The organism is Arthrobacter sp. 05T410, assembly GCF_056396505.1.
In genome coordinates, this window is sequence record NZ_JBFTLP010000003.1 from 397,867 (window position 1) to 413,218 (window position 15,352).

The 15,352-nt window shown below is 65.5% G+C and carries 19 protein-coding genes; 15 read left to right on the top strand and 4 right to left on the bottom strand.

Going from position 1 to position 15,352, the window contains the following annotated elements:
* Positions 1-26: 26 nt before the first annotated feature.
* The 14 genes from rpsE (at position 27) to AC1DFR_RS06575 (ending at position 10,004) form a co-directional block, all read left to right on the top strand.
* The gene (rpsE, locus tag AC1DFR_RS06510) at positions 27-707 is read left to right on the top strand and encodes a 30S ribosomal protein S5 (RefSeq protein WP_173403037.1); all 681 of its coding nucleotides are present in this window, start codon (positions 27-29) and stop codon (positions 705-707) included.
* A gap of 3 nt (positions 708-710) precedes the next feature.
* Entirely contained in the window at positions 711-917 is a 207-nt protein-coding gene (gene rpmD / locus AC1DFR_RS06515; protein WP_018773676.1) for a 50S ribosomal protein L30, read from the top strand.
* Complete coding sequence (gene rplO, locus AC1DFR_RS06520) at positions 918-1,409, top strand: 50S ribosomal protein L15 (RefSeq protein ID WP_018773677.1); 492 nt, start codon at positions 918-920, stop codon at positions 1,407-1,409.
* A 187-nt stretch (positions 1,410-1,596) separates the two neighbouring features.
* Entirely contained in the window at positions 1,597-2,907 is a 1,311-nt protein-coding gene (gene secY, locus AC1DFR_RS06525; protein ID WP_026266474.1) for a preprotein translocase subunit SecY, read from the top strand.
* Between the two features lie 5 nt (positions 2,908-2,912).
* Positions 2,913-3,482, top strand: coding sequence for an adenylate kinase (locus AC1DFR_RS06530; RefSeq protein ID WP_173403039.1), 570 nt, complete (start codon positions 2,913-2,915; stop codon positions 3,480-3,482).
* A 245-nt stretch (positions 3,483-3,727) separates the two neighbouring features.
* Complete coding sequence (gene map / locus AC1DFR_RS06535; RefSeq protein WP_476851482.1) at positions 3,728-4,555, top strand: type I methionyl aminopeptidase; 828 nt, start codon at positions 3,728-3,730, stop codon at positions 4,553-4,555.
* A gap of 122 nt (positions 4,556-4,677) precedes the next feature.
* Positions 4,678-5,712 carry a P1 family peptidase gene (locus tag AC1DFR_RS06540; RefSeq protein WP_476872996.1) on the top strand — a complete coding sequence of 345 codons (1,035 nt, stop codon included), beginning with the start codon at positions 4,678-4,680 and terminating at the stop codon, positions 5,710-5,712.
* A 188-nt stretch (positions 5,713-5,900) separates the two neighbouring features.
* Positions 5,901-6,122 carry a translation initiation factor IF-1 gene (gene infA / locus AC1DFR_RS06545; protein WP_009358723.1) on the top strand — a complete coding sequence of 74 codons (222 nt, stop codon included), beginning with the start codon at positions 5,901-5,903 and terminating at the stop codon, positions 6,120-6,122.
* A gap of 69 nt (positions 6,123-6,191) precedes the next feature.
* Positions 6,192-6,305 carry a 50S ribosomal protein L36 gene (rpmJ, locus tag AC1DFR_RS06550; protein ID WP_009358722.1) on the top strand — a complete coding sequence of 38 codons (114 nt, stop codon included), beginning with the start codon at positions 6,192-6,194 and terminating at the stop codon, positions 6,303-6,305.
* Between the two features lie 173 nt (positions 6,306-6,478).
* Complete coding sequence (rpsM, locus tag AC1DFR_RS06555) at positions 6,479-6,853, top strand: 30S ribosomal protein S13 (RefSeq protein WP_028275004.1); 375 nt, start codon at positions 6,479-6,481, stop codon at positions 6,851-6,853.
* A 52-nt stretch (positions 6,854-6,905) separates the two neighbouring features.
* Positions 6,906-7,307: a 30S ribosomal protein S11 gene (gene rpsK, locus AC1DFR_RS06560; RefSeq protein WP_018773682.1), complete on the top strand. Its 402-nt coding sequence runs from the start codon at positions 6,906-6,908 to the stop codon at positions 7,305-7,307.
* 133 nt (positions 7,308-7,440) lie between these two features.
* The gene (locus AC1DFR_RS06565; RefSeq protein ID WP_018773683.1) at positions 7,441-8,451 is read left to right on the top strand and encodes a DNA-directed RNA polymerase subunit alpha; all 1,011 of its coding nucleotides are present in this window, start codon (positions 7,441-7,443) and stop codon (positions 8,449-8,451) included.
* 76 nt (positions 8,452-8,527) lie between these two features.
* Positions 8,528-9,082, top strand: a complete 555-nt coding sequence (gene rplQ / locus AC1DFR_RS06570) for a 50S ribosomal protein L17 (RefSeq protein WP_476872997.1) — start codon at positions 8,528-8,530, stop codon at positions 9,080-9,082.
* Positions 9,083-9,113: 31 nt separating this feature from the next.
* Positions 9,114-10,004 (top strand): tRNA pseudouridine synthase A, encoded by an 891-nt coding sequence (locus tag AC1DFR_RS06575; RefSeq protein ID WP_476872998.1) that lies wholly within the window; start codon positions 9,114-9,116, stop codon positions 10,002-10,004.
* Between the two features lie 155 nt (positions 10,005-10,159).
* On the opposite strand, the gene AC1DFR_RS06580 is transcribed toward AC1DFR_RS06575, so the two are convergent.
* Complete coding sequence (locus AC1DFR_RS06580; protein WP_476872999.1) at positions 10,160-11,809, bottom strand: sensor histidine kinase; 1,650 nt, start codon at positions 11,807-11,809, stop codon at positions 10,160-10,162.
* 235 nt (positions 11,810-12,044) lie between these two features.
* Here AC1DFR_RS06580 and AC1DFR_RS06585 point away from each other — a divergent pair, with 235 nt between their 5' ends.
* Positions 12,045-12,812: a response regulator transcription factor gene (locus AC1DFR_RS06585; protein ID WP_476851477.1), complete on the top strand. Its 768-nt coding sequence runs from the start codon at positions 12,045-12,047 to the stop codon at positions 12,810-12,812.
* 65 nt (positions 12,813-12,877) lie between these two features.
* Here AC1DFR_RS06585 and AC1DFR_RS06590 read toward each other — a convergent pair whose 3' ends face one another.
* The 3 genes from AC1DFR_RS06590 to AC1DFR_RS06600 form a co-directional block, all read right to left on the bottom strand.
* Positions 12,878-13,390, bottom strand: a complete 513-nt coding sequence (locus tag AC1DFR_RS06590) for an Hpt domain-containing protein (protein ID WP_476851476.1) — start codon at positions 13,388-13,390, stop codon at positions 12,878-12,880.
* A gap of 127 nt (positions 13,391-13,517) precedes the next feature.
* On the bottom strand, positions 13,518-14,402 hold the full coding sequence (locus AC1DFR_RS06595; RefSeq protein WP_476851475.1) for a type II secretion system F family protein: 885 nt from the start codon (positions 14,400-14,402) through the stop codon (positions 13,518-13,520).
* 7 nt (positions 14,403-14,409) lie between these two features.
* Positions 14,410-15,345, bottom strand: a complete 936-nt coding sequence (locus AC1DFR_RS06600) for a type II secretion system F family protein (protein WP_476873000.1) — start codon at positions 15,343-15,345, stop codon at positions 14,410-14,412.
* Positions 15,346-15,352: the final 7 nt, after the last annotated feature.

A 15,352-nucleotide genomic window follows, 5' to 3' on the forward strand; every position in this document is an offset into this window, starting at 1 on the left:
CCGAAAATAACGAAAAGGACATTCAGGTGACTGAAGCTGTAGCTGCTCCGGCAACTGAGACCGCTGCGCCTGCTACCACTGACGACCGCCGTGGTGGCGCTCGTCGTGGCGAGCGTGGCGACCGCGGCCAGGGCCGTGGCGACCGTGGCGGCCGTGGTGGCCGTGACGGCGGCCGCGAGGCCGAGAAGAGCCAGTTCGTAGAGCGCGTCGTAACCATCAACCGCGTTTCCAAGGTCGTCAAGGGTGGTCGTCGCTTCAGCTTCACCGCCCTCGTCGTCGTCGGTGACGGCAACGGCATGGTCGGCGTCGGCTACGGCAAGGCAAAGGAAGTTCCTGCCGCTATCGCGAAGGGCGTTGAAGAGGCCAAGAAGTCCTTCTTCCGCGTTCCCCGCATCGGCAGCACCATCCCGCACCGCGTTCAGGGTGAGGCCGCCGCAGGCGTCGTCATGCTGCGCCCGGCTTCCGCCGGTACCGGTGTTATCGCCGGTGGCCCGGTCCGTGCAGTACTGGAGTGCGTGGGCATCCACGACATCCTCTCCAAGTCGCTCGGTTCTTCCAACGCCATCAACATCGTTCACGCGACCGTTGACGCGCTGAAGCGCCTCGAAGAGCCGGCAGCAGTGGCAGCACGCCGCGGCCTCCCGCTCGACGAGATCGCCCCGCCGGCAATGGTCAAGGCGCTCCTGAACCAGAAGGCAGGTGTCTGAGTCATGGCTAAGAACGTGCTTGTCTCCGACGCAAAGTTGGAGATCACTCAGATCAAGTCCGCCATTGGCGGCAAGCAGAACCAGCGCGACACCCTGCGGTCCCTCGGCCTGAAGCGGATCGGACACACCGTCGTCCGCACCGCCGACGCCGTGACCGTCGGGATGCTCAACACGGTTCCGCACCTGGTAAAGGTAGAGGAGGCGAAGTAAATGGCAGAGAAGAACACCGCCGAAAAGGCACAGGGCGCCGCTGAGAAGCAGAACGCACTGAAGGTTCACCACCTGCGTCCCGCCCCGGGTGCCAAGACCGCCAAGACCCGTGTTGGTCGTGGTGAAGGTTCCAAGGGTAAGACCGCTGGTCGCGGTACCAAGGGTACGAAGGCCCGCTACCAGATCAAGGCTGGCTTTGCCGGCGGCCAGCTGCCGCTGCACATGCGCCTGCCGAAGCTGCGCGGCTTCAAGAACCCGTTCCGGGTTGAGTACCAGGTTGTAAACCTGGACAAGCTCAACGAGCTGTTCCCGGAAGGTGGCGCTGTCACCGTGGAGAACCTGGTCGAAAAGGGTGCCGTTCGCAAGAACCAGCCCGTCAAGGTGCTGGGCACCGGCGACATCACCGTCAAGGTTGACGTCACCGTCCACGCATTCTCGGCCAGCGCTGCTGACAAGATTGCTGCAGCAGGCGGAAGCACCACCGCCCTCTAACGAGGCGGCGGGTCAGTTGCCCGTTGTTGAAACTCCCGGTACCAGGGGCTCAGGCCCCCGGTGCCGGGAGTTTTTTTCATTTTCCGGGCCCCGCCGATTGTTCGCGGGGCGCATCCACCCGTTAGACTCGGTTGTTGGGTTTATTTGACCTGTCTCACACGACTTTACTTATTACTCAGGAGGACGCTTGCTTAGCGCATTTGGCCGGGCCTTTCGCACGCCTGATCTGCGACGCAAGTTGTTGTTCACGCTGGGAATCATCACAATCTTCCGCTTGGGTGCCTTCATCCCCTCGCCTGGTGTGAGCTACCAGAATGTCCAGCAATGCTTGCAGAACGGTCAGACCTCGGGCGGGATCTACCAGCTCGTCAACCTGTTCAGCGGCGGTGCATTGCTGCAGGTGTCCATCTTTGCCCTCGGCATCATGCCGTACATCACCGCCAGCATCATCGTCCAGCTGCTCCGGGTGGTCATTCCCCGTTTCCAGCAGCTGTACGAGGAGGGCGCGTCAGGGCAGTCGAAACTGACCCAGTACACCCGCTACCTCACGATCGCACTTGGCCTGCTCAATGCCACGACACTGGTGTCGCTGGCACGCTCCGGCCAGCTGCTGCCTAACTGCCAGCTGCCCATCATCCCGGACAGCTCGATCGTCACCACGGTCCTGATCATCATCACGCTCACGGCCGGCACAGGCCTGATCATGTGGATGGGCGAGCTCGTGACGGAAAAGGGCGTCGGCAACGGCATGTCCCTGCTGATCTTCACGTCCATCGCCGCAGGCTTCCCCGGCTCGCTCGGTGCGATCTGGAAGGCCCAGGGCCCCGGCACGTTCTTCCTGGTCCTCATCATCGGCCTGCTCACCGTGGCACTCGTGGTCTTCGTGGAACAGTCCCAGCGCCGGATCCCGGTGCAGTACGCCAAACGGATGATCGGCCGCCGCACGGTCGGCGGAACCAGCACCTACATCCCCATCAAGGTGAACATGGCCGGCGTCGTGCCCGTCATCTTCGCCTCGTCCATGCTCTACCTGCCGGGGCTGATCTCACAGTTCAACCAGCCCAAGGCCGGCGAGCCGGTACAGCCCTGGGTTGAGTGGATCAACAACAACCTCACCAAGGGCGACCACCCGATCTATATGGCACTGTATTTCGCCATGATTGTGTTTTTCACCTACTTCTATGTTGCGATTACTTTCAACCCCGAAGAGGTCTCGGACAACATGAAGAAGTACGGCGGCTTCATTCCGGGCATCCGCGCCGGCAAGCCGACCGCGGACTATCTTCAGTACGTCCTATCCCGGATCACCCTGCCCGGCGCCTTCTACCTCGGCTTCGTGGCATTGATCCCGCTGGTTGCACTGGTCCTGATTAACGCGAACCAGAACTTCCCGTTCGGCGGCACCTCGATCCTGATCATGGTGGGCGTCGGTCTGGAGACCGTGAAGCAGATTGATGCGCAACTACAGCAACGTCACTACGAAGGGCTTTTGCGATGACGAGAATGTTGATTATCGGACCTCCCGGGTCCGGCAAGGGAACGCAGGCGGAACGCATTTCAGAACGCCTCGGCGTCGTTGCGATCTCCACCGGAGACATCTTCCGCGCCAACGTCAAGGGTGAGACTCCGCTCGGCGTCGAAGCCAAGAAGTACATGGACGCCGGCGACTTCGTCCCGGACAGCGTCACCAACAAGATGGTGCGCGACCGCCTCAATGAGGACGACGTCGAGGCAGGCTTCCTGCTCGACGGGTACCCGCGCACCACCGCGCAGGTGGACTACCTCGAAGACATCCTCGCCGGCGCTGACCAGAAGCTCGACGTCGTGCTCCAGCTCACCGCTGACGACGAGGAGCTTGTTACCCGCCTCCTGGGCCGTGCCAAGGAAACTGGCCGCAGCGACGACAACGAAGGCGTTATCCGTCACCGGCTGGACCTGTACCACGAGCAGACCGAACCTGTGGTGGCCAAGTATGCCGAACGCGGCATCCTGACCCAGGTGGACGGCATCGGTGCCATCGACGAAGTCACCGAGCGCGTCATGGAAGCGATCAAGTCGGCCCAGGCCGCCTGATCCTCACCCCCTGATCCACGCATGCTCATTGCGGCTGACGCAGAACAGAGACGCAGTGCAGAAGGGCGCGTTCCGTACCATCGGGTACGGGACGCGCCCTTCGGCGTTGGGCGGCCCCGCAGCGAGCCCGTTCCGAACCGTTGAACCGGTACGGGAGAATAGAGCTTGAAGACTTGGGTTGATGACCCATGGTGGAGGCCCGGGATCCAGCCCGCCCGGACCGCGAGAGAAAATTTGAGGTAGCGATGGCATTCGGCCAGGCACGCATTGAATACAAGACCAACGCCCAGATGCGCACGATGCACGAGGCCGGACTGGTCCTGAGCCGGGCACTGGATGCGGCGGTGGCCGCCGCGGCCCCCGGCGTCACCACTGCCCGGCTGGATGAGGTCTTCGCCGCCGTGCTCCAGGACGCCGGCGCCAAGTCCAACTTCCTCGGCTACCACGGGTTCCCGGCCACGATCTGCACCTCGGTGAACGAAGAAGTGGTGCACGGCATCCCCGGCGGCCGGGTCCTGGCGGACGGCGACATCATCTCGATCGACGGCGGTGCGATCGTGGACGGCTGGCACTCCGATTCGGCGCGGACCGTGATTGTCGGCACCGCCGATCCCGAAGACGTTCGCCTCTCCGAGGTTACCGAGGAAGCCATGTGGCGTGGCATCGCAGCCCTGGCCACCGGGAAATTCGTGGGCGATATCGGCAACGCCGTGGACGACTACGTCTCCTCCGTGCCGGGCAAACCGCTGGGCATCCTGGAGGACTATGTAGGGCACGGAATCGGCTCCGAGATGCACATGGCGCCGGACGTGCTGAACTACCGCACCGGCCACCGCGGGCCGAAGATCCGCCCGGGGCTGTGCCTCGCAATCGAGCCCATGCTGGTCCGGGGCAGCATCGAGACCGCAATCCTGGACGACGACTGGACCGTCGTCACCACGGATGGCAAGCGCTCCTGCCAGTGGGAGCACTCGGTGGCCGTGCACGAGAAGGGGATCTGGGTCCTCTCGGCACCTGACGGGGGAGCGGCGAAACTGGCGCCGCTCGGCGTCGTGCCCGTCCCGATTCCCTAGGCCCGACTCACACGGCGACTCGCGAGTTTTTCTGGCGACGCGCAAAATCCCTGGCGACACCGGAATACGATAGCGCCAGGGATTTTGCGTGTCGCAGGTCAGCCGGGGCGCACAATGGAGCCATGGGAGCAACAGGAGCCATCACAGACGTGGCCGGGATCCGGATAGGCCAGGTCCAGAAGTCCGGCGACGGCTGGCTGAGCGGAGTGACTGTGGTTCTCCCGCCGCCGGGCACCGTCGGCTCGGTCGACGTCCGGGGCGGCGGGCCTGCGACGCATGAGACGGACTCACTGGATCCCACCACGCTGTCCCAGACCGTGGACGCCGTGGTCCTGACCGGGGGCAGCGCCTTTGGCCTCGCAGCCGCGGGCGGCGCCATGCGCTGGTGCGAGGAGAACGGCCGAGGCTTCCCGGTCCCCGGCGGGCTTGTTCCGATCGTGCCGGCGGCCGCGATCTTCGACCTGGGCCGCGGCGGCGACTTCTCCGCCCGCCCCGGAGAGGCGATGGGCTACGCGGCGACGGCCGCCGCCGCCGGGCAGCCGGAAGGGCACGACGTCGAACGCGGCAACGTCGGCGCCGGCACAGGAGCGGCAATCGGCAGGGGCACGTACAAAGGGGGAGTGGGCACAGCCTCCCTCACCCTAGAAAACGGGGTGACCGTCGGCGCCATTGCGGTCGTCAACGCGCTCGGACTGCCGTGGGGCACATCGCCGCAGCAGGCGGAACCCGGCAGCGTGCGTCTAAGCGACGAAGGAGCGAGCACGCAGAGGGTTTCGGCTGTTGGGGCGGGAGGTGAGGCCGAAGCCGCAGACTACGGCGTTGGCGGTACGCCCCCGCCGCTCAACACCACGCTCGTCGTCGTCGCCACGGACGCCGTCCTGGACAAGGCGGACTGCAAACGCACCGCCTCGGCGGCCCATGCCGGACTGGCCCGGGCTTTGAATCCAAGCCACACCCTCGCCGACGGCGATACCGTGTTCGCGCTGGCGACGGGCGCCGTCGCGCTTGACCGCAGCACCCCGGCGGCCCGGCAGATCAGCCTCATTACCCTGCAGAGCGCGGCCGCCGACGTCGTCCGGCTGGCCATCCTCGACGGGATCTCGCAGGCGGAGGCAGTGACGACGGCGGCCGGGACGCTAGGTGCGTACGGACGCTGAGTGCGCTACGATGGGCGGATTTAACTTCGGATTTAACAATCGGGCCGCGATGGCGTAGTGTTGTCTGTTGGTTGTCTGCCCCGTTGTGCCCTTTTGGGGTCGGGTGGCACCAGCCAATCAATCAAAAACGTCCGCGGTCATGACCGGTGCAAACCGGGAGGCTGCGGCAACAACAGTTAGCGGAGGGTATGGCCAAGAAGGACGGGGTCATTGAGATCGAGGGCGTTGTGACCGAGGCGCTGCCCAATGCGATGTTTCGCGTTGAGCTCACCAACAAGCACATCGTTCTGGCACACATCTCTGGAAAGATGCGCCAGCACTACATCAGGATCCTCCCCGAGGACCGCGTAGTGGTGGAGCTGAGCCCTTACGACCTGACACGTGGTCGTATCGTCTACCGCTACAAGTAAACACTGGGCGGCCAGGGCAACAGCCGAGGGCCGGTCCAGCTGACCAACTGCAACACGCAAAGGAACGCCATGAAGGTCAAGCCGAGCGTCAAGCAGATCTGCGAAAAGTGCAAAGTGATCCGCCGTAATGGCCGGGTCATGGTGATCTGCGAGAACCCGCGCCACAAGCAGCGCCAGGGCTAATTTCCTTCACAGGAAACCCTGGGTTGCTAACCCACGCAAGTAAATAAAGGCAGCACAAGCTGAACTGGGACGTATGAGCCCGGACAGCTAACCCCCGGTCGGAGGCTGGGGCCGCACTGAACATGCGGGTGTACTGCCTACGACCTCCGGTTTATACAAGGAGTACTGCCAATATGGCTCGTCTCGCTGGCGTAGACATTCCCCGCGAAAAGCGGCTGGAAATTGCGCTTACTTACATCTACGGCGTGGGCAAGACCCGTGCACACGAAACCCTGGCTGCTACCGGCATCAGCGCTGACGTTCGGGTCAAGGACCTGACCGACGCGCAGCTGGTTGAGCTGCGTGACTACATTGAAGGCAACTACAAGGTTGAGGGTGACCTTCGCCGCGAAGTAGCCGCTGATATCCGCCGCAAGGTTGAAATCGGCAGCTACGAAGGTATTCGCCACCGCAAGGGCCTGCCAGTGCGCGGTCAGCGTACGAAGACGAACGCGCGTACCCGCAAGGGTCCGAAGCGCACCGTCGCAGGCAAGAAGAAGGCCCGTTAATCCCTGAGGGATTAACTCGGTTTTCCCCCGATAACTTTCTGTAGGAGAAAAAATGCCCCCGAAGACTCGTGGCGCGGTTCGCAAGCCGCGTAAGAAGGACAAGAAGAATATCGCGCTGGGCCAGGCGCACATCAAGAGCACCTTTAACAACACCATCGTGTCCATCACGGACCCGAACGGTGCTGTCATCTCCTGGGCTTCGTCCGGTGAGGTTGGCTTCAAGGGCTCGCGTAAGTCCACCCCGTTCGCTGCCCAGATGGCCGCCGAAGCCGCCGCAAAGCGTGCACAGGAGCACGGCATGCGCAAGGTTGACGTGTTCGTCAAGGGACCGGGTTCCGGACGCGAAACCGCCATCCGCTCGCTGCAGGCCGCTGGCCTCGAGGTTGGCTCCATCCAGGACGTCACCCCCAGCGCCCACAACGGCTGCCGTCCGCCGAAGCGCCGCCGCGTCTAAGGCTTTCCAGCGCCCAGGAGCTTGCCCGGACCCTCACCGGTCCGGGCAGGCCCGGCCGCGTTAAGTCTTCAGACCGATCTTTCCACCACCTGTGTTGCGTCATATAGCGGATGCTCGCCGAAAGGAAACCTAAGTGCTCATTGCACAGCGCCCCACCCTCTCCGAAGAGGTCGTCTCCGAAAACCGCTCACGGTTCATCATCGAACCGCTGGAGCCGGGCTTTGGTTACACCCTCGGAAACTCCCTCCGCCGTACCCTGCTCTCCTCCATCCCCGGTGCCTCTGTAACGAGCATCCGGATCGATGGCGTGCTGCACGAGTTCACCACGGTTCCGGGTGTCAAGGAAGATGTCACTGAGATCATCCTGAACATCAAGAACCTGTCGGTTTCCTCCGAGCACGACGAGCCGGTTGTTGCTTACCTGCGCAAGCAGGGACCGGGAGTCGTCACCGCCGCGGACATCGCTCCGCCGGCCGGCGTCGAATTCCACAACCCGGATCTGCACATTGCCACGCTGAACTCGAAGGGCAAGTTCGAACTCGAACTGACCATCGAGCGCGGTCGCGGCTACGTTTCGGCAGCTCAGAACAAGTCCGGCGACTCCGAGATCGGCCGCATCCCGGTCGACTCGATCTACTCGCCGGTTCTGAAGGTTACTTTCCGCGTGGAAGCTACCCGTGTTGAGCAGCGCACTGACTTCGACAAGCTCATTGTCGACGTCGAGACCAAGCAGGCAATCGCCCCGCGCGACGCCGTTGCTTCGGCAGGTACCACCCTGGTGGAACTGTTCGGTCTGGCCCGCGAGCTGAACACCGCAGCTGAAGGTATCGAGATCGGTCCGTCGCCGACGGACGCTGCCCTGGCAGCCGACATGGCACTGCCGATCGAGGATCTGGACCTGACGGTCCGTTCCTACAACTGCCTCAAGCGTGAGGGCATCCACACCGTGGGTGAACTCGTTGCCCGCTCCGAGGCTGACCTCATGGACATCCGCAACTTCGGCGCGAAGTCCATTGATGAGGTCAAGGCCAAGCTGGTCGAACTGGGCCTGTCCCTCAAGGACTCCCCTCCCGGTTTCGATCTCGCAGCACGTGCCGCAGCCATCGAAGAGGACGACGCCGCGTTCAGCGACGACGAGCTCTAACCAACAGATCTTGGCCGGCTGGCTGGATGCACCCTGGTGTGCGCAGCCCAACGGCTTCCAATGAGGAGAAACTATAATGCCTACCCCCGCTAAGGGTCCGCGCCTCGGAGGCGGAGCGGCTCACGAGCGTCTTATGCTCGCGAACCTGTCCGCCGCACTTTTCGAGCACAAGCGGATCACCACCACGGTGACCAAGGCCAAGCGCCTGAAGCCGTACGCCGAGCGCCTGGTGACTTTCGCCAAGCGTGGCGACCTCGCGTCCCGCCGTCGTGTACTCGGCCTGATCAGCAACAAGGGCGTCGTCCACGAGCTGTTCACCGACATTGCACAGGCAGTGGAAAACCGCGATGGCGGCTACACCCGCATCACCAAGATCGGCAACCGCAAGGGCGACAACGCTCCCATGGCTGTCATCGAACTGGTTCTCGAGCCGGTTTCCGCAAAGCAGGCCGTGGTAGCCGAGGCTACCTCTGCTGCCAAGCGCGACGCTGACAAGAAGGACGCCGAAAAGGCCGAAGCAGCTCCGGTTGCCGAGACCGAAGAGGCTCCCGTCGCTGAGACCGAAGCCGCTACCGAAGAGGCTCCGGCCGCTGAGGAAGCAGCCGCTGAGTCCGAGAAGGACGCGAAGTAATTCGCTAAATCTTTCTTATAGACTTAAGTCTATGAACGAGCTCAAACCCGCTGCCCCCGTCTTGGGGGGCGGCGGGTTTTTGCGTATCCGGCTGGATGTGGCGTACGACGGCGGCCCGTTCAGCGGGTGGGCCTTGCAGCCGGGACTGCGCACCGTCCAGGGCGTCCTGGAGGAGGCCCTCGCGCTGCTGATCCGCCGCCCCGTCCGGGTCACGGTTGCCGGGCGCACCGACGCCGGGGTGCACGCCCGCGGCCAGGTGGTCCACCTGGACCTCAGCGAGGCGGAGTGGCTGGGCCTGAACCGGGGCGCCGAACTGGATCCCGCCGTCGCCCTTCTCCGCCGCATCCGCGGTGCCTTGAGCCGTGGCCTGGGCGACCTCAGCGGCGCCATCGAGGTGCACCGGGTGAGCGTGGCACCCGTTGGCTTCGATGCCCGGTTCTCCGCCCTCTGGCGCCGCTATTCGTACCGGATAGCGGACGGCCCCGCGCTGTGGGACCCGCTGGGACGCGCCTCGACCCTGTGGCACAAGGTTCCGCTGGACGTCGGGCTCCTCAACGAGGGCGCCGCGCCGCTGCTGGGCCTGCAGGACTTCCGCTCGTACTGCAAGCCCCGCGAGGGGGCCACGACCATCCGTGAACTGCAGCGCTTCGAATTCGCGCGCGGCACGGACGGGGTCATTGTCGTCACCGTTCAGGCTGACGCGTTCTGCCACAACATGGTCCGCTCCCTGGTGGGCTCGGCGTTGTACGTGGGGGAGGGCGAAGAGGCCCCGGAATGGCTCTACGAGCGGCTCCTCGCCCGGCAGCGCGACGCCCGCTCCGTTCTCGCAGCCCCGCACCCGCTGGTGCTCGAGGAAGTGGCCTACCCGACAGAGAGCGGCATGCTGGCCCGGGCCGAACTGACGCGGGCACTGCGGGCCTAAACTGCGCCACCGATTTTCCCCACCTTTGCCGGAGCGAGGCCGCTCTACGCCGGCGGGTCGGCGCAACACGCCGGCGTCGGCCACCAAAGGTCGGGAAACTTTGACGCCACCACAGCCATGTGGGCACGAAAAGGCGGTGGGCCTGCGGGCCTAAATTAGGCGGGAAGCTCGAGGGTGAAGGTGCTGCCGTGGCCCGGACTGGTGCGGCACGAGATGGATCCGCCGTGCCCTTCCACGATGGCCTTGGTGATGGACAGCCCCAGGCCGGCGCCTGGAATGGATCCGTCCCGGACGGCCGGGCTGCGGAAGAAACGGGTGAAGACCCGCCCGGCGTCGGCGGCGGTCATGCCCATCCCGGTGTCCTCGACGTGAAGGCGCACCAGGCCGTCGCCGGAGCTGGCGGAGACCCGCACCGATCCGCCGTCGGGCGAGTACTTGATCGCATTGGAAACGAGGTTGTCCAGGGCCTGGCTGATCCGGAGCGGGTCCACGTGGGCCCAGAGCGGACCCTGGACGTCCGTGGCGAGGCAGACGCGGGAGGCCTGGGCGTGGGCCTGGGCCGAGCCGAGACTCGCCTCCACGATGCCGGCGAGGTCGGTGCGGCGCGGATGGACATGGACCGCGGCGCTGGCGGACATGAGAAGATCCGAGACCAGGGCCAGCAGCCGCTCCGCGTTGCGCTGCGCCACTTCGACGCGGCGGACCACCGGACTGTCCAGGCCCTCGGTGTCGGCGAGCACCAGGTCCAGGTTGCCGATGATGGACGTCAACGGCGTGCGGAATTCGTGGGAGACAGTGGAGACGACCTCGTCCTTCGCTGCCAGGGCGTCCACCAGACCGGTGACCTCGTTGAAGACCACCACGGCGCCGCGGAAGTCGCCGGCGTCGTTCTTCAGGGGCCGGGCCCCGGTAGAGACCACGCGGCTGGCCGCCGCCTCACCGAAGCAGACAAGGTAGTCGGCAAACGACTCGCCGGCCAGCGCCCGCCGGATGGGACGGCGCTCCAGCGGCAGGGGGGTGCTTCGGTCCTGCCCGGTCAGCACGAGCCGGCCCTCATCCTCCGGCAGTACTTCCCCCGCCGGTTCGGCCGTAGGACGGGGCGCCGCGGCCGCGGATTCCTCGAGTTCGGCCTGCCACGTGTTCGTGAGCAGCCGGCGGCCGCTGGCATCCACTGCCACGATCCCGACGTCGACGGTGTCAAGAATGGTGTTCAGGAGCCCTTCGCGCTCCCGGCTGTCCGCGAGCAGGACCTCCAGCTCGGCTTCCTTGGACTTGATCCGCCGCTGCTCGCGCCGCAGGCGCGCCCGCGCGAAACGCATGGCCAGGGAGACCGCGAGCATCATCAGGGGCACCAGCAGGGCTTCGGCCGTGCGGGCCGCAAACGGTGCCGGCCGGTCCGCCAGGAGCCAAGGCAGGGCGGCCAGGAGGGGCACCGAGAAACTCAATAAAAGGCTCGCGGGGGCGGAGAGCCTGGACGCCGAAATCCACACCACGGGCAAGACGGAGAGCACACCTGGATCCGGCAGCCCGGCGGAGGTGCCGTCCCGGAGCAACCCAATCGCAACCAGGTCCAGGACAGGGATGACGAGCGGCGCCAACGGCCCAAAACGCTGCCAGGGGACCAGTACGCAGGCCACCAGGAGGGCGGCCTGCAGGGCAAAGGCGTACCGGCACAGGATGCTGTCCGGAAGGCCGGGCCAGGCGGCCGGGGCAGCCATGACGATTCCGGCCAGCATCACGGCCAGCGGCAACTGGCATACGAGGACCCGCCCGCGCGGCCCCAAAGCCTTCCCGTGTCGATCCACACTGCGGATCAGCCGCTGTCTAAGCAAAGACGCCGTGCCCCCTTCCCGTTGCTCCAGTTTTACACCCTGTGTCACGCAAATTTGACATAAATCGAAGTTTTGCCATTTCTGTTACCGGGCAGCCGCGAATTTGCCCCTTAGGGTGGGTATTCTGACATTGCTGGTGGGGGCCGGCGAGATAATTGCTGCCGCCGCATCCGCGAACGGCAGCGTAGCGTGACACATGAGGGGGGCCATGACCGACATGGGAGTCGCCGTCGTTGTAGAAGACGACGAAGATGTTCGGAACCTTGTCGAAGCCGTATTGAGCCAGGCAGGGTTCGAAGTCCACTCGGCGGCCGGCGGACGTGAAGGGGTCGACGTCGTCAGGGCACGGGAGGCAAGCGTGGTCACCCTCGATGTCGGGCTTCCCGACATCGACGGTTTCGAGGTGCTGCGCCGGATCCGGCAGTTCAGTGACGCGTACGTGGTCATGCTGACAGCGCGAACCGACGAACTGGACACCCTGACGGCGTTTCATACCGGGGCTGATGATTTCCTGGCGAAGCCATTCCGGCCGCGGGAGCTGCGCGCCCGTGTGGGTGCCATGATGCGCCGGCCCCGGCAGGACCTCGGCGCCGCGGACGGATCCGCGGTGGATTCTGGGGCGGCCGCCGCCCCGGTAGCGTCCCAGAGTCCGGTGCTGCACCACAACGGCCTGGACCTGAACCCCGAGACCCGGTCCGTGAGTGTCGACGGCGTGGCGGTCAGCCTGACCCGCAGTGAGTTCGACCTCCTGCAGGCGCTCCTGAAGGGCGCCGGCGCCGTGCGGTCCAAGACCGAGCTGGTGCGCGTGGTCCGGGGCGATTACTACCGGGCGGACGCCTACATCAGCGAATCCGACGAACGCGCCGTCGAGGTGCATATCGGCAACCTGCGGAGGAAACTCGGCGAGGACCCCGTGCAGCCGCGCTGGCTGCAGACCGTCCGCGGCGTGGGCTACCGGCTGTCGCCGGCGCGGTAGCCCCTGGAGGGGCTTCCGGCGCCCGGCGCCCGGGAAACCTGTAGGCGGCAGCGGTCCCGCCGGTCCTAGCTGTCCCACAGGACGTAGCTGAACTGGAGCTCGTCGACGGTTTCCCCGCCGCGCGCGGCAACGTCGCGCAGGAGCGACAGTGCGCGGCCAATGTCTCCGGCCCTGAGGGCGTTCTCCAGTTCGCCGGCGAGCTGGGCCAGGCGCAGGCCTCCGACCATGGCCGAGGACGTCTTCAGGCTCAGCACAGCGTCCATCGAGCCCGCGAGATCCCCGCGTTCGAGGGCCGAGGCCAGCGAGCGGTAGCGCTGGTCCCACATCCGGGTGTAGTCCCTGGCAAATCCCTTCGCCACGGCCGGATTTTCCAGCTGTGCACCCAGGTCCTGAAGCGCGGCAGGGTCCACGAGCGGGGCCGCCGGCAGGTCCTCGGGGAGGACCTCCGGGAAGACCTCTGGGAAGGCCGCTGCCGCGCTGGATGCCGTGAGGGCAGGCGCCGGCAGTCCCGGAGAGGTGGTGGGAGCGAGGGCAATGCCCGCATCTCCGTCGTCGGGGCAAGCGCTTGGAAGGGACATGTGACCACGCTACTTGCTGATGCGGCCGATGCCTTGCAGCCCGGTCTATCCTGCGGAAACCCTGAGGCTTTCCCGAGGGGAACCAATCCCTGCCGCTGGTGCCGGCCGTGGCCGTGTCGGCGGCCGTTTACTGGCCACTGAACGTGTCGATGGCGTTGATGACGGCCGGGCCCAGGATGGCGATGAAAAGCACGGGGAAGATGAAGAACAGCAGGGGAAACAGGATGGTGACGGGCAGCTTCATGGCCTTCTCCTCGGCCCGTTGCCGGCGCTTGACCCGCATGACCTTCGCCTGCACCCGCAACACCCGGCTGATGGCAATGCCGTAGGTGTCGGCCTGGACCACGGCCTGGACGAAGCTGCGCAGCTCGGGCACGTTGGTCCGTTCCGCCAGTGCCACGTATGACTCGCGCCGGCTGCGCCCTACCTGCATGTCCTGCAGGGTCCGGATAAGTTCCTCCGCCAGGGGGCCCTTGCCGTTCTCGCCGGCCCGGGCCATGGCGCCTTCGAAGCCCAGGCCCGCTTCCACGGAGATCAGCATCTGGTCCAGCGTGTTGGCCAGTTCCAGCTGCATGGTCTTCTGGCGTTCCTGCCCTCTGCTGTAGAGCAGGAGGTCGGGGATGAAGTAGCCGAGCAGGAACACAAAGATTCCCACGAGCTTGAGGACCGGCGTCGGGCTGTTGGCGCTGATCCAGAAGCCCAGCAGGGCGCCCAGCAGCCCAAGGAGCGGCTTGGCCGCGAGCACGCGGCCCAACGGCAGTGACGCGGGGCGCCCGGCGAGGGACAACAGCCGGTCCAGTTTGCGGACGTACGCCGGGGGAGTCAGCCGGTAGCCGGCCCGTTCCAGCAGGCTGCTGCGCTCCCGATGGGTGAGCTCGGCCGGGTCGGTGCCATGCGCGAGCATCTCCCGCATGGCGCGCTGTGACCTCCGGTCGACGGAGAGCAGCGACCACGCCAGATAGCCGAGCGGCAACGCCACCAGCAGCGTGGCAAGTAGTACAGCAGGTGCCATAGCCGCCTCAGAACTTCAGGTCGATGATTTTTCGCATCCACAGCCCGCCAATGGTCATGAGGATGACGGAGGCCGCCATCATGCCCCAGCCCAGCGGGTGCGTGAACATCGGGTTCATGTAGCCGGGATTGACCAGCATCAGCATCACCACGATCCCGATCGGCATGGCCATGAGGATGTACGCGGAAAACTTTCCCTCGGCTGCGAGGGATTTGATGTGTCCTTTGATCTCACTGCGCTCGCGGATGGTCTCGTTGACCTGGTCCAGGACTTCGGCCAGGTTCCCGCCCACTTCGCGGTTGATCTGGATGGCCTGGGCGATCCAGACGAAGTCCTCGTTCCGCATCCGGTCTGCGGTGTCGCTCAGGGAGTCCAGGAGGTCCCGGCCCAGGCTGGTCTCTGTAACCACGCGGCGCATCTCTTCCGACGTCGGGCTTTGGGATTCGGACGCGGCGGCGTCAATGGCGCGCATGATGCTGTGCCCGGCCCGGAGGCCGCCGGACAGCAGCTGCAGGGTATCGCCGAGCTGCTGGTCGAACTTGGTGCGGCGCTTGCCGGCCAGGATGCGGAGCACGAGGTGGCCCACGACCGGCGCCAGGAGCACCAGGAGGACCGCCAGCAACGGGCCCGCGACGACGAACCCGGCGAGGCCCCCCGCAACCGCTCCGGCCAGGAGCAGGACGTAGAAGTCGGCCTGGCTCAGGCGCAGGCCGGCCTGTTCCAGCGACTCGCGGTTGAAGAGCCGGACTTTGCGGCCGGAAAAGAATCCGTCGACCAGGTGGACGGCCGAGCCGGCGAACCGCGTCAGCTGCGAGTCGGCCTGGCCCTGGACGGGCCTGCGCCGGTCCAGGGGGACACTGGCCCCGCCGGGGGAGAGCAGCGCGAATCCCAGGACCACCACTGCGCTGAAAAGCAGGCCGACGCCGATGGGCAGCAGAGTCATGGACAGA

Excerpts from the sequence above, each read along its gene's own strand:
- rpmD (WP_018773676.1), top strand. The coding sequence starts at position 711 with ATGGCTAAGAACGTGCTTGTCTCCGACGCAAAGTTGGAGATCACTCAG.
- rplO (WP_018773677.1), top strand. The coding sequence starts at position 918 with ATGGCAGAGAAGAACACCGCCGAAAAGGCACAGGGCGCCGCTGAGAAG.
- AC1DFR_RS06530 (WP_173403039.1), top strand. The coding sequence starts at position 2,913 with ATGTTGATTATCGGACCTCCCGGGTCCGGCAAGGGAACGCAGGCGGAA.
- map (WP_476851482.1), top strand. The coding sequence starts at position 3,728 with ATGGCATTCGGCCAGGCACGCATTGAATACAAGACCAACGCCCAGATG.
- AC1DFR_RS06540 (WP_476872996.1), top strand. The coding sequence starts at position 4,678 with ATGGGAGCAACAGGAGCCATCACAGACGTGGCCGGGATCCGGATAGGC.
- infA (WP_009358723.1), top strand. The coding sequence starts at position 5,901 with ATGGCCAAGAAGGACGGGGTCATTGAGATCGAGGGCGTTGTGACCGAG.
- rpmJ (WP_009358722.1), top strand. The coding sequence starts at position 6,192 with ATGAAGGTCAAGCCGAGCGTCAAGCAGATCTGCGAAAAGTGCAAAGTG.
- rpsM (WP_028275004.1), top strand. The coding sequence starts at position 6,479 with ATGGCTCGTCTCGCTGGCGTAGACATTCCCCGCGAAAAGCGGCTGGAA.
- rpsK (WP_018773682.1), top strand. The coding sequence starts at position 6,906 with ATGCCCCCGAAGACTCGTGGCGCGGTTCGCAAGCCGCGTAAGAAGGAC.
- rplQ (WP_476872997.1), top strand. The coding sequence starts at position 8,528 with ATGCCTACCCCCGCTAAGGGTCCGCGCCTCGGAGGCGGAGCGGCTCAC.
- AC1DFR_RS06575 (WP_476872998.1), top strand. The coding sequence starts at position 9,114 with ATGAACGAGCTCAAACCCGCTGCCCCCGTCTTGGGGGGCGGCGGGTTT.
- AC1DFR_RS06585 (WP_476851477.1), top strand. The coding sequence starts at position 12,045 with ATGACCGACATGGGAGTCGCCGTCGTTGTAGAAGACGACGAAGATGTT.
- AC1DFR_RS06590 (WP_476851476.1), bottom strand. The coding sequence starts at position 13,390 with ATGTCCCTTCCAAGCGCTTGCCCCGACGACGGAGATGCGGGCATTGCC.
- AC1DFR_RS06595 (WP_476851475.1), bottom strand. The coding sequence starts at position 14,402 with ATGGCACCTGCTGTACTACTTGCCACGCTGCTGGTGGCGTTGCCGCTC.
- AC1DFR_RS06600 (WP_476873000.1), bottom strand. The coding sequence starts at position 15,345 with ATGACTCTGCTGCCCATCGGCGTCGGCCTGCTTTTCAGCGCAGTGGTG.